11 protein-coding genes are annotated in these 13,039 nt (G+C 64.0%); 6 read left to right on the top strand and 5 right to left on the bottom strand.

Features of this window, described 5'->3' with window-relative positions:
* Nucleotides 1–68: 68 nt before the first annotated feature.
* Nucleotides 69–1,205: an alpha-hydroxy acid oxidase gene (locus NKJ90_RS22950; protein WP_023756827.1), complete on the bottom strand. Its 1,137-nt coding sequence runs from the start codon at nt 1,203–1,205 to the stop codon at nt 69–71.
* 19 nt (nt 1,206–1,224) lie between these two features.
* Nucleotides 1,225–2,028 (bottom strand): FadR/GntR family transcriptional regulator, encoded by an 804-nt coding sequence (locus NKJ90_RS22945; protein WP_023756826.1) that lies wholly within the window; start codon nt 2,026–2,028, stop codon nt 1,225–1,227.
* Between the two features lie 210 nt (nt 2,029–2,238).
* On the opposite strand from NKJ90_RS22945, the gene NKJ90_RS22940 reads away from it, so the two are divergent.
* From NKJ90_RS22940 to glcF, 4 genes are all read left to right on the top strand, one after another.
* Complete coding sequence (locus NKJ90_RS22940) at nt 2,239–3,561, top strand: DUF3422 family protein (protein ID WP_023756825.1); 1,323 nt, start codon at nt 2,239–2,241, stop codon at nt 3,559–3,561.
* Between the two features lie 279 nt (nt 3,562–3,840).
* Nucleotides 3,841–5,337 carry an FAD-linked oxidase C-terminal domain-containing protein gene (locus NKJ90_RS22935; protein ID WP_023756824.1) on the top strand — a complete coding sequence of 499 codons (1,497 nt, stop codon included), beginning with the start codon at nt 3,841–3,843 and terminating at the stop codon, nt 5,335–5,337.
* Between the two features lie 223 nt (nt 5,338–5,560).
* Nucleotides 5,561–6,766, top strand: a complete 1,206-nt coding sequence (locus NKJ90_RS22930) for an FAD-binding protein (protein ID WP_023756823.1) — start codon at nt 5,561–5,563, stop codon at nt 6,764–6,766.
* An 11-nt stretch (nt 6,767–6,777) separates the two neighbouring features.
* A complete protein-coding gene (gene glcF, locus NKJ90_RS22925) occupies nt 6,778–8,103 on the top strand; it encodes a glycolate oxidase subunit GlcF (protein ID WP_023756822.1) in 1,326 nt (441 codons plus the stop codon).
* On the opposite strand, the gene NKJ90_RS22920 is transcribed toward glcF, so the two are convergent.
* Both NKJ90_RS22920 and NKJ90_RS22915 read right to left on the bottom strand, forming a co-directional pair.
* Nucleotides 8,027–9,040 (bottom strand): bifunctional 5,10-methylenetetrahydrofolate dehydrogenase/5,10-methenyltetrahydrofolate cyclohydrolase, encoded by a 1,014-nt coding sequence (locus NKJ90_RS22920; RefSeq protein WP_023756821.1) that lies wholly within the window; start codon nt 9,038–9,040, stop codon nt 8,027–8,029. The two genes, glcF and NKJ90_RS22920, sit on opposite strands and share 77 nt — an antisense overlap.
* A gap of 272 nt (nt 9,041–9,312) precedes the next feature.
* Nucleotides 9,313–10,053: a L,D-transpeptidase gene (locus tag NKJ90_RS22915; protein WP_023756820.1), complete on the bottom strand. Its 741-nt coding sequence runs from the start codon at nt 10,051–10,053 to the stop codon at nt 9,313–9,315.
* Between the two features lie 214 nt (nt 10,054–10,267).
* On the opposite strand from NKJ90_RS22915, the gene NKJ90_RS22910 reads away from it, so the two are divergent.
* Nucleotides 10,268–10,906 (top strand): DNA-3-methyladenine glycosylase I, encoded by a 639-nt coding sequence (locus NKJ90_RS22910; protein ID WP_023756819.1) that lies wholly within the window; start codon nt 10,268–10,270, stop codon nt 10,904–10,906.
* A gap of 2 nt (nt 10,907–10,908) precedes the next feature.
* Here NKJ90_RS22910 and NKJ90_RS22905 read toward each other — a convergent pair whose 3' ends face one another.
* A complete protein-coding gene (locus NKJ90_RS22905; protein WP_023756818.1) occupies nt 10,909–11,163 on the bottom strand; it encodes a hypothetical protein in 255 nt (84 codons plus the stop codon).
* A 256-nt stretch (nt 11,164–11,419) separates the two neighbouring features.
* Between NKJ90_RS22905 and hisS the strand changes: the two genes are divergently transcribed.
* A complete protein-coding gene (gene hisS / locus NKJ90_RS22900; protein ID WP_023756817.1) occupies nt 11,420–12,925 on the top strand; it encodes a histidine--tRNA ligase in 1,506 nt (501 codons plus the stop codon).
* Nucleotides 12,926–13,039: the final 114 nt, after the last annotated feature.

Genomic DNA, 13,039 nt, shown 5'->3' with positions numbered 1-13,039 from the left:
TTTCACTTGGGAACAGCGACAAAACAAAGAGATAGAGCGTTTCTGCGTTTCGTGAAACGACGCCAGCTCTAACGCCGGAGCTGGTCTTTGCCCATGTCGGTGACCAGACGCTTTCCGCACAGCGCCAGCGTGATGTCCATCTCCTTGCGGATGATTTCCAACGCCTTGGTAACCCCTCCCTTGCCGAGCGCACCCAGGCCGTAAAGAAATGGCCGGCCGATATAGGTGCCCTTGGCCCCGAGACAGAGTGCCTTCAGCACATCCTGGCCGGAGCGGATGCCGCCATCCATATGCACCTCGATCGTGTCGCCGACCGCATCTGCGATCTCTTCCAGCACGCCGATCGATGAGGATGCGCCATCGAGCTGGCGTCCGCCATGGTTGGAAACGATGATCGCGTCGGCACCGGTCTTGGCCGCCATCAGCGCGTCTTCCTTGTCGAGAATGCCTTTGAGGATCAGCTTGCCGCCCCAGCGGTCCTTGATCCAGGCGACGTCCTTCCACGACAGATGCGGATCGAACTGCTCCGCCGTCCACGATGCCAGCGAGGACATGTTGCCGACGCCTTTGGCGTGGCCGACAATGTTGCGGAAGGTCCGCCGCTTGGTGCCGGCCATGGCGGCACACCAGCGCGGCCGGATGGCCATGTCGACGATGTTCGTCAGCGTCAGCTTGGGCGGCGCCGAAAGCCCATTGCGGATGTCCTTGTGGCGCTGGCCGAGAATCTGTAGATCGAGCGTCAGCACCAGCGCCGAGCATTTCGCCGCCTTCGCCCTGTCGATGAGGTTGAGCACGAAATCCTTGTCGCGCAGCACGTAGAGCTGGAACCAGAACGGTTTGGTGGTTACGGAGGCAACATCTTCGATCGAGCAGATGCTCATCGTCGACAGGGTGAACGGCACGCCGAATTCCTCCGCCGCCTGCGCCGCCAGCATCTCGCCATTGGCGTGCTGCATACCGGTCATGCCGGTTGGCGCCAAAGCCACCGGCATCGACACCTTTTCGCCGATCATCGTCGATGCCAGCGAACGGTTGTCCATGTCGACAAGAACGCGTTGGCGGAACTTGATCTTCTGGAAGTCCTCTTCGTTGGCGCGATACGTGCTTTCGGTCCACGAACCGGAATCGGCATAGTCGAAGAACATCTTCGGCACGCGCCGGCGCGCGAGGTCCTTGAGGTCGGCGATGGTCAGGATGTGGCTCATGGGCTTCCCGTTTCGACAGTTAGGAGCGTTTGCGCGCAGGTTCGGTGTCGGTGGCGACGACACGCTGTTTCAGCCGCAGCCTTGAGACGCGCTGCCAGTCGCCGCTGCGCTCGGCCTCCGCCATTGACCGTTCGACATAGGTGATGTGGTCCATCGCCGCTTGCCGGGCAGCGGCCGGGTCGCCGGCCTTCACCGCCGCATGGATCGCCCGGTGCTGCGCAAGCAGCGCCTCGCGCGCGCCAGGCACGCTGAACACCAGGAGCCGGTTCTGGAACACACCTTCCGACAACAGCCGGTAGCAGGATCGCAGCGTGTGCAAAAGGATGATGTTGTGCGCGCATTCGCAGATCGCGTGGTGGAACTCGACGTCGATTTCAGCCTCGTCGTCGAAGTCGCCGGTCCGGTGCGCATCGTCCATGCGTGCCATGATCTTGTCGAGCAGGGCCATGTCGTCTGGAGTGGCGCGCCGCGCCGCGTATTCGGCCGCCACCGCTTCGATCTCACGGCGGTATTCCAGATAGTCGATCACAGCCTTGCGGTGCATCGAGATCAGGTCCGTCACCGGCTTGGTGAACAGCTGGCCGATGACATCGGCGACATGCGTGCCGCCGCCGGGCCGTGTCGTCAAAAGGCCGCGCCCTTCCAATGCCTTCAGTGCATCGCGCAGGATCGGCCGCGACACGTCGAACTGGCGTGCGAGCTCGCGCTCACCCGGCAACCGGTCGCCGGTGCGCAGCACGCCTTCGAGGATGAGGCTCTCGATCTGGTGCACCACCTCGTCGGCGGTGCGCGAATGCTCGATCCTGGAAAAAATGTCGCTCAACTCGATGCCTGGAAGGTGACCCGCTGTCGCGCAGGATAAAGCCTGCGTCGCCAACTGGTCAAATTATTTATCCAATTGGCCGAAGCATGTCGATTTTGCCGCCGGGCACCATGTCATCTTCGGCTAAACTTTGTTGTTTGCGTCACCGGGCTATTGGTTCTAGAGGGACGCGAGTGCAAGAGGGTTCAAAGAAACCCCGGGGGACAAGCCGTGTCAGACGACCCGTCCAATCTCGAGTTCCAGCCGCGCGCCAAAGGCAGCGTCATGGGGTTTCCCGCGCATGAGGGCCGGCCCGGCGCGCTCGGCGAGGTCCATGCCCGGCCGCATCCGCTGATCGAAAAGCCGCGCGTGCTGGTGCAACTCGCCTTCATGACCGAGGGCGGTTCCGGCGTCGACCACGCGGTGCTTTCGGAACTGTCGCGACGCCTCGGCATCGCCGCACCCGACCGGCAGGCCCGTCATCATGCCATGAAGTGGGGCAAGGGTTCGCTGCGCTGGGAGCGGCACACCGAATTCTCGACCTATCTGTGGGAAGGGCCGCTCTCCGAGAGCGGCAGGACGCCGGAAGATTCGCCATTCGGCAACGGGTTTTCGCCGCCGGGAACCGTCATTTCGGGCATTCGGCTCGAAATCCGCAAATGGACGCAGGTCAGCGAAAGGCTGATCGCAGGCTTTGATCCGACCAGCCTGTGCTACTCGCTGGTCGAGCGCGGCAACGCCGCCATCGTCACCGATTTCCGCCAGGATGGCGACGGCATGACCCGCATGCTGGTGCTCGACCGCGGCCTGACCCCGGCGCGCACCGGCGCACTGTCGCAGCGGCTGATCGACATCGAAACCTATCGCACGCTGGCCATGCTCGGCCTGCCGTTGGCTCTGAACCTGTCCGGCCGCGCCCGCCGCATCGAGGACCGGCTGGCGCAGACCACGTTGGAGATGAAGGTCGCTCAAACCCGCGACAGCCAGACCTTGCTGGCCGACCTGACGGAACTTGCCGCCGAACTGGAAGCCGACGCGGCGTCGAGCCTTTACCGCTTTGGTGCCAGCCGCGCCTATGACGGCATCGTCGGCGAGCGGCTGGAAGCGCTGGAGGAAGAGGCCGTACCCGGCTACGACACCTGGGGTGGGTTCCTGCAGCGCCGCGTCGCACCGGCCATGCGTACCTGCCGTTCGGTTGAGGAGCGGCAAGCCAATCTATCGCGAAAACTGACCCGCGCCACGACGCTGCTGCGCACCTGGGTCGATGTCGAGGTCGAGAAGCAGAACCGCGACCTGCTCGCCTCGATGAACAACCGTGCCCGCTTGCAACTGCGCCTGCAGCAGACCGTCGAAGGGCTCTCGGTCGCCGCCGTCTCCTATTACGTGGTCGGCCTCATCGGTTATGTCGCCAAGGGCGCCTCGATCTTCGGCCATGCCTTCGCACCGGAGGTTGTCACAGCTGCTTCGGTGCCTGTCGCCATCCTGCTGGTCTGGTGGGGCGTGCGCCGTGTGCGCCGAATGCACTCCGAGCCCGGCAAGCTGGCGGGGGAGTAGATTTGCTCACCCTCCCCCTTGTGGGGAGGGTCGGCTCATGATCGCAGCGAAGCGAAGATCGTGAGACGGGGTGGGGGTCCTCGTAGAGCGCCGCGCTGACCCCCACCCCGCTCACTTCGTTCGCGACCCTCCCCACAAGGGGGAGGGCAAGACAGCGGCAGATTGCCGCTGCGGAAGCTGTCTCGTCGGTGAGGCTGGACTTCGCACCACCGCAGCATTTGCAACCAGCGCGCTTCACTGGTAAATGATTTTGACCAGTCAAGCGAAACGAGGCTGTTGATGTCCGGCCTGGCCATGCCGAAACCAGACGACGCGACGATGCGCCGGCGCGATGAGATCGTCGCCGACATGCGCATTATCGTGCAGGGCGAGGGCGTCGTCGACGCCGCAAATTCCATGCGCGCTTTCGAGAGCGACGGCCTGACCGCCTATCGACAGCTGCCACTGGTTGTCGTTTTGCCCCAAACGGTGGCGCAGGTTTCCCGCGTGCTGAAATATTGCAACGACCGCAACATCCGCGTCGTGCCGCGCGGCTCCGGCACCTCGCTGTCGGGCGGCGCGCTGCCGCTGGAAGATGCGGTGCTGCTGGTCATGAGCCGTTTCAACCGCGTCCTTGCGATCGATTTTCCCAATCGTGTCGTCATCGCCCAGCCGGGCGTCACCAATCTCGGCATCACCACCGCCGTCGAGCAGGAGGGCTTTTACTACGCCCCCGATCCATCCTCCCAGATCGCCTGCTCGATCGGCGGCAACGTCGCGGAGAATTCCGGCGGCGTGCACTGCCTGAAATACGGCCTCACCGCCAACAATGTGCTCGGCATCGAGATGGTGCTGATGAATGGCGAGGTGGTGCGGCTGGGCGGCAGTCACCTCGATGCGGAAGGCTACGACCTGCTTGGCATCATGACCGGCTCGGAAGGGCTTCTCGGGGTCGTCACCGAGGTCACCGTGCGCATCCTCAAGAAGCCGGAGACGGCGCGCGCTTTGCTGATTGGTTTCCCGACCAGCGAGCAGGGCGGCCAGTGCGTCGCCGACATCATCGGCGCCGGCATCATTCCAGGCGGCATGGAGATGATGGACCGACCGGCGATTCACGCGGCCGAGGATTTCGTCCACGCCGGCTATCCCCTCGATGTCGAGGCGCTGCTGATCGTCGAGCTCGACGGACCGGGCGTCGAGGTCGATCATCTGATCGGTCTCGTCGAGGCCATCGCCTACAAGAACGGCTCGACCACCTGCCGCATCTCGCAATCCGAGCAGGAGCGGCTGAGCTTCTGGGCCGGCCGCAAGGCGGCTTTCCCGGCGGTCGGCCGCATCTCGCCCGATTATTACTGCATGGATGGCACCATCCCGCGCAAGGAACTGCCGCGCGTGCTCGCCGGCATGCGCGAACTGTCGGAGAAATACGGTCTCGGCGTCGCCAATGTCTTTCACGCCGGCGACGGCAATCTGCACCCACTGATCCTCTACGATGCCAATGTGCCGGGTGAGCTCGACAAGGCGGAAGGCTTTGGCGCCGACATATTGCGACTCTGCGTCAAGGTCGGCGGCGTCTTGACCGGCGAACACGGGGTGGGCGTGGAAAAACGCGACCTGATGCCGGAAATGTTCACCCAGGTCGACCTCGACCAGCAGATGCGCGTCAAATGCGCCTTCGATCCCAACCATCTGCTCAACCCCGGCAAGGTCTTCCCGCAGCTCCGCCGCTGCGCCGAACTCGGCCGCATGCACATTTCCGGCGGCAAGCTGCCGTTTCCGGACATTCCGAGGTTTTGAGGGACATGTCGGCGCTTGAACACCCCCCTCTGTCCTGCCGGACATCTCCCCCTCAAGGGGGGAGATCGGCAGCTTCGACATCTCGCCCTACCGCCTCGGTTGGGGATTGGCGAAAGCAAGACCGTCAGCAAATCTCCCCCCTTGAGGGGGAGATGTCCGGTAGGACAGAGGGGGGCGCCAAGGATCGCGGCATCTCGGTATTCACGACTGGCGCGTTCTCCTCATGACCACCTTCACGCCAACCACTTCAGACGAAGTCCTGTCCACCGTCGCCTGGGCGGTGGCGGAAGAGGCGCCGCTCGAAATCCTTGGCCATGGGTCCAAGCGCGGCATCGGCCGTCCGCTGCAAACCGAACACACGCTCGACCTGTCGAAGCTCGCCGGTGTCACGCTTTACGAACCCGCCGAACTGGTGCTGTCGGCCAAGGCAGGCACACCGCTGGCCGACATCGAGAAGTTGCTGGCGGAAAACGGCCAGCAGCTTGCCTTCGAGCCGATGGACTACGGCCCGCTGCTTGGCGACGAAGCTGGCAAAGGAACGATCGGCGGCGTGCTCGCCGCGAACCTTTCCGGTCCGCGCCGGCTGAAGGCGGGCGCGGCACGCGATCATATTCTGGGCATCAATGTAGTGTCGGGCCGTGGCGAGGCCTTCAAGTCGGGCGGTCGCGTCGTCAAGAACGTCACCGGCTATGACATGTCGAAGCTGATGGCCAACAGCTGGGGCACGCTGGCCGTGTTCACCGACGTCACTTTCAAGGTGCTGCCGGCCGCCGAGACCGAAGTCACGCTCGCCATCCGTGGCCTGCTCGACGATGCGGCCGCAGCAGCCATGGCATTGGCGCTCGGTTCGAGTGCTGAAGTGTCGAGTGCCGCCCATCTGCCGGAGCGCATCGCCGCACGCGTCGCCGGCGGCGCGCTCGGCAGCGAGGCCGCCACGCTGCTGCGTGTCGAGGGCTTTGGTCCGTCGGTCGCCTACCGCGTCGCCGCGCTGAAAACGCTGCTCGGCAAGGCCGGGCCGCTGGAGGAGATTTCCGGAGAAATTTCACGGCTGATCTGGCGCGACGTGCGCGATTGCAGGCCCTTCGCCGACAGCAGCGAGAAACCGGTGTGGCGCGTGTCGATGACGCCGGGAGCGGGCCACCAGATGGTGCTGGCCTTGCGCATGCAGGCCGCCGTCAGCGCCTTCTATGACTGGCAGGGCGGCCTGGTGTGGCTGCGCATGGAACAGGGCGATCCGGAAGCCGCATTGCTGCGCGGGCTGTTGCGGAAACATGGCGGCGGCCATGCGACGCTGGTGCGCGCCGCACCTTCCCATCGCGCCGCCTTGCCGGTGTTCGAGCCGCAGCCGCCGGCCTTGGCAGCACTCAGCCTCCGGCTGAAGCAGGAATTCGATCCTAAAAACATCCTCAATCCCGGCCGCATGGCCTAGGATCCAACGCGATGCAGACCAATTTTTCGCTTGCCCAGCTTGCCGATCCGCACGTCGCGGAATCCGAGAAGATCCTGCGCAAATGCGTGCATTGCGGCTTCTGCACCGCGACCTGCCCGACCTATGTGACATTGGGCAACGAGCTCGATTCACCGCGCGGCCGCATCTACCTGATCAAGGACATGCTGGAAAACGGCCGTCCCGCCGACAAGGACATCGTCACCCATATCGACCGCTGCCTGTCCTGCCTTGCCTGCATGACGACATGCCCATCGGGCGTCAACTACATGCATCTGGTCGACCATGCCCGCGCCCATATCCAGGAGACCTACAAGCGGCCGCTGCTCGACCGCCTGACCCGTGCCATGCTGGCCTTCGTGCTGCCCCATCCCGCGCGTTTCCGCGCTGCGCTCAAGCTTGCGAAGCTGGGCAAGCCGCTCATTGGCGTGTTCGAAAAGGTCCCGGCGCTGAAGCCGCTCGGCGCGATGCTCAAGCTCGCCCCGGCCTCGATCCCCACGGCCTCGCCAAGCGCTTCACCAGGCACCCATGCCGGGCAGGGGACCCAAAAGGGCCGCGTCGCCATCCTCACCGGCTGCGCGCAATCGGTGCTCGATCCCGCCATCAACGAGACGACGATTTCGCTGCTGACGCGGCTCGGCGTCGAGGTCGTGGTGCCGCAGGGCGAGGGCTGTTGCGGCGCACTGGTGCATCATATGGGGCGGGAGCAAGCTGCCCTGGCCTCCGCAAGGCAGAATGTCGACGCCTGGACGCGTACGATCGAACAAGGCGGCCTTGATGCCATCGTCATCACCGCGTCCGGCTGCGGCACCACCATCAAGGATTATGGCTTCATGCTGCGGCACGATCCGGCCTATGCCGACAAGGCCGCGCGCGTTTCGGCCCTGGCCAAGGACGTCACCGAGTATCTGGCGGGTCTCGACTTGCCCGAACCGGTGCGCAAACCGGGCACCGTCGTCGCCTATCATTCGGCCTGCTCGATGCAGCACGGCCAGAAGATCACCCGCCAGCCGAAGGAACTGCTGGCCAAGGCCGGCTTCATCGTGCGCGAGCCCCGCGAAGGCCACCTGTGCTGCGGTTCGGCCGGCACCTACAACATCCTGCAGCCCGAGATTTCGGCGAAGCTGCGCGACCGCAAGGTGAAAAACATCGAGGCGACGGGTGCCTCGATCGTCGCCACTGGCAATATCGGCTGCATCACGCAGATCGCTTCCGCCGCGAAGCTGCCGGTCATGCACACGATCAAGCTTCTCGACTGGGCCTATGGTGGGCCAAAGCCGGAAGGCGTGCTGGACGAGAGCTTGATCGCCGCGGAATAGCCCCGCCTGTCCCGGCGTTATCTGCCGCCAGCCTGTCGGCGGTGCCGTAGGTCGCCTCGTACAGCGCGCGCTGGCGGCTGAGCGCCACCATTGTGTTGCGCAGCAAGATGGCGACCGTGATCGGGCCGACGCCGCCCGGCACCGGCGTGATCCACGAGGCAACCTCGCGCACGCTGTCGGTGTCGACATCGCCGACGATGCGGCTGGAGCCGTCGGGTCCGATCTCGGAATTGATGCCGATGTCGATCACGGCAGCGCCCGGCTTGACCATGTCGGCCTTGATCAGCCTTGGCTTGCCGACGGCGACGAACAGCGCGTCGGCGCGCCGCGCATGGGCGGCGACCGATCGCGTCATGTGGTGGCAGACCGTTACCGTCGCGCCCTCGCTCATCAACAGGAAGGCGATCGGTTTGCCGACGATTTCCGAATGGCCGACGATCACGACTTCCAGCCCCTTGAGGTCGAGGCCGGTCTCCTTCAGCAGCTCGACCGAAGCGGCCGCCGTGCAGGGGGCGAGGTCGAGCTGATTGTAGACGATGTTGCCGATCGAGGACGGATGCATGCCTTCGACATCCTTTAGCGGATGCACCGCCGCCTGCAGCGTCCTGATTGGGATATGGGCAGGGACCGGCCGCTGGATGATGATGCCGGTGACGCGCGGATCGGCATTCAGGCCGTGGATCGCCGCTTCCAGCTCTCCGGCGGTGATGGTGGCGGGAAAGCGCCTTTCCTCGAAATCGATGCCGGCCAGTTGCGCCTTGGCGCGCTGGTTGCGCACATAGACCTCCACCGCCGCGGTGTCGCCGACGGTGATCGAGATCAGCTTGGGCGCAAAACCTTCGGCTTTGGCAATCGCCGCGTCCTCGCCGACAGTTGCGATGATGCGCTGGGCAACCGGGCCGCCCTTGAGATAACGGCTATCTTCGGACAGGGGCATGGGTGAACTCTTTTGCTCTGAGTGTTGCCGCCGACATAGCAAAAGAACACCGGCAAGGGCAGCACGAAAGCGAACCGTCATGCCTCTTGCGCGACGTACGGACGAAAGCGTCTTTGTTATGGATCAGACGCCGATCAAAACGGAAAGGGCAGCGCGGTTTCCCGTGCTGCCCTTCCTGACTGGCCGCATCCCCATACGACCCGTCCCCCGTTATCCCTAAACTGGCCCGCAAAAGCAGATTGCATTGCCGGCCAAGTGATTCGCAAGACCTATCATATCACCTCGACCGTGGTTCCGACATTGACCCGTTCATAGAGGTCGACCACGTCCTCGTTGCGCATGCGAATGCAACCCGACGACACCGCGCCGCCGATCGTCCACGGCTGGTTGGTGCCGTGGATACGGTATTCGGTCGTGCCGAGATAGAGCGCGCGGGCGCCGAGTGGGTTCTCCGTGCCTCCGGCCAGATAGGTCGGCAGATAGCGACCCTTGGCGGCTTCGCGCTTGATCATCTGCGCCGGCGGGCGCCAGTCCGGCCATTCGCGCTTGTTGGTGATCTTGTGCGTGCCCGACCATTCGAAGCCCGGCTTGCCGGTGCCGACGCCATAGCGCCGCGCCTTGCCGTCCTTCTCGACCAGGAAAAGGAAATTCTGCGTGGTGTCGATGACGATCGTGCCGGGCTTCTGCGGGCCGTCATAGTCGACCTCCTGTGGCAGGAAGATCGGGTTGATCTGCGGACGCATGGCAACACGTTTCGCGGGCGGCTGCACCGCTGCCGTCTGCACCCGGTCGGGCTGTTGCGCAGCGCGCAGCCGCGGCTGCTGCTGCACGATCTGGCGGTTCTGTCGCACGATGCCGGGCGCATGGCCGAGCTGCAGCACCCAAGGGGCGGAAAGGTCGGGACTCACCATCACCGGAGGCCTGTCGACATAGCGGTCGCCGGCAGTCGAGGGCGTGACGCCGGCGGCAAACACAGCCATGGCGCCGAGCATGGGAAACAGAATTGTCTTCATCGGAACGCACCTTGATCGTCTGATACAAACGGGTGGAAACGTCCTCCCGGTTCGGCGATCATTGGCGTGCGAGCAGCAACCGAAACATGAATCGGAATGCGTAAAATGCGCAAGTGTCAGTAAACCTTTTGGTGTGGTTACCGCCGGGTTCAGGAATCTGGTAAAGCCGCAGTAAATGCAGCGCAGAAGCATATTAACGAACGGATTTTTGCTTATGAACAAGGAAAACACCGGCCTGCTCGCCGGTCCCGACGGTGTCGCGCGCTGCTTCTGGCACGGCAATCTGCCTGATTACCTGCACTACCACGACCATGAGTGGGGACGGCCGGTGGCCGATGACCACAGGCTGTTCGAAAAGATCTGCCTCGAAGGCTTTCAGTCGGGCCTGTCGTGGCTGACCATCCTGCGCAAGCGGGAGAATTTTCGCGAAGCCTTCGCCAATTTCGAATTCGACAAGATCGCCGCCTTCACCGACAAGGATGTCGAGCGCCTGCTCGGCAATGCCGGCATCATCCGCCATCGCGGCAAGATCGTCTCGACCATCAACAACGCTAAGCGCGCCCGCGAAATGGTGGATGAATTCGGCTCGCTGGCCGCCTGGTTCTGGAAGTTCGAACCCGGCAAGGATGAGCGGCCGCAGATCGTCGATCTCGCCCATCTGCGCGCCAACCCGACCACGGCCGTCTCGGTGCGAATTTCAAAGGAGTTGAAGAAGCGCGGCTGGAGCTTTGTCGGCCCGACCACCGTCTACGCCTTCATGCAGGCGATGGGTCTGGTCAACGACCATCTCGAGGGCTGTGTCTGCCGCAAAGAGGTTGAGAAGCAGCGGAAGGCCTTTAAACGGCCGAAATAGGCTCAGGTGCCGTTGGCGCTGGCCAGCACCAGGCCGGCGACGATCGCCACCACCGTGGCCACTGTTGGATAGATCACCAGCAGCCCGGTCATCAACGCGTCGCGCATGGACGGGCTGTTGCCGGTGTCGGCCGGGACTTCGAACGGGCCGGCAGCCTGGCTGACCATTTTCGGAGCGTGGATGTCGGCCGGGCGCAAGCGTGCGGGCAATTCGCCGGCATCGCTGCCGATGGTATGAAATCTTGCTGTGCTGGTCATCGCCGCGAACCCCTCATTTCGGCGCGTTTATCGACCGCGATTGTGTCGGCACGATGCCGCGCCCATGGTGGGATTGTTTCATTCTCGGTGCGTTTCTGTTTCAGGGGCGGCTGAAACGAAGGCGGGCGCTCGCACCCATCTCTCTGAGAGAGTGCAGATGGGTGCGCCTCGGCGGCCTTGCCGCACAAAGCCGGTTCGGCTAGGACACGCGCACTTGAAACAAGTCCGCATTTACCCAACAAAAAAGATCCAGCTCATGGCCGATAAATCGGAAAAGACGAAAGCGCGACTGCCGCGCGGTTTTGCCGACCGCAGCGCAGAGGACATCCGCGCCGTCGAGAAGATGATGGCGACGATCCGCTCGGTCTATGAGCTTTATGGCTTCGAACCGGCCGACCAGCCGCTGATCGAATACACCGATGCGCTTGGAAAATTCCTGCCCGACCAGGACCGGCCCAACGAAGGCGTGTTCTCCTTCCAGGATGACGACGACCAATGGCTGTCGCTGCGCTATGACCTGACCGCGCCGACGGCGCGCTTTGTCGCCGAGAACTATGAGCGCCTGCCGAAACCCTATCGCAGCTATCGCTCCGGCTGGGTGTTCCGCAACGAGAAGCCGGGCCCTGGCCGCTTCCGCCAGTTCATGCAGTTCGACGCCGACACGATCGGCACGCCGGGCGTGGCCGCCGACGCCGAGATGGCGATGATGATGGCAGACGTCATGGAAGCGCTCGGCATCAAGCGCGGCGACTACGTCATCCGCGTCAACAACCGCAAGGTTCTGGACGGCGTTCTGGAGGCGATTGGTCTTGGCGGCGACGAGAATGCCGGCCGCCGGCTGACGGTGCTGCGCGCGATCGACAAGCTGGACAAGCTTGGGCCGGAAGGGGTGAGGCTTCTGCTTGGGCCGGGGCGCTGGGATGGCGGCAAGGAAGGCGAAGGCGACTTCGCCAAGGGCGCCGGGTTGAACAGCGGGCAAGCCGAGGCAGTCCTTCTCGCGACGGCGAGGAATACACAGGCCGGCAAGGATGCCATGGTCAGTTCGAACGCAGTCTACCAGGAAGGTGTGGGCGAACTCGCGACGATTGAAGCCTTGGTCAGGGGGGCCGGATATGGCGAGGACCGTATTGCCATGGACCGTTCCGTCGTGCGCGGCCTCGAATATTACACCGGCCCCGTCTTCGAGGCCGAGTTGCTGGCGGAAATCCCCAATGAGGACGGCCAGATCGTGCGCTTCGGCTCGGTCGGTGGCGGCGGCCGTTATGATGGCCTGGTCTCGCGCTTTCGCGGCGAGCCGGTGCCGGCGACCGGTTTTTCCATCGGCGTCTCCAGGCTGATGACCGCGCTGAAGAACCTCGGCAAGCTCGACACCTCGGACGTGATCGCGCCGGTCGTGGTGCTGGTGATGGACAAGGATATCGACAGTCTCGGCCGTTACCAGAAGATGGTGTCGGAGCTGCGTGCCGCCGGCATCCGCTCCGAAATGTACCTCGGCGGCGCCGGCATGAAAGCACAGCTCAAATATGCCGACCGTCGCGGCTGCCCGGTCGCAATCATCCAGGGTGGCGACGAGCGCGCCAAGGGCGAGTTGCAGATCAAGGACCTGATCGAAGGCGCGCGCATGTCGGCCGAGATCACAGACAACGCCGAATGGCGCGCCGCCCGTCCGGCGCAGGTGACGGTCGCGGAGGGTGAGCTGGTTGCCGAGGTGAAGAAGATTTTGGCGGCGCAGGCTGCCGATCGCGCGAAAGGTGACGCTTGAACACCCCCCTCTGGCCTGCCGGCCATCTCCCCCGCATGGGGGGAGATCGGATGTCACGTGGGCTTTCGCCAATCTCCAGCGTTGAAGGAGAGGCGCTGAGCCTCAAGCTGCCAA

The organism is Mesorhizobium sp. M0051, assembly GCF_040323235.1.
Classification (GTDB): domain Bacteria; phylum Pseudomonadota; class Alphaproteobacteria; order Rhizobiales; family Rhizobiaceae; genus Mesorhizobium.
This window is presented reverse-complemented; position numbering and strand designations above follow the sequence as displayed.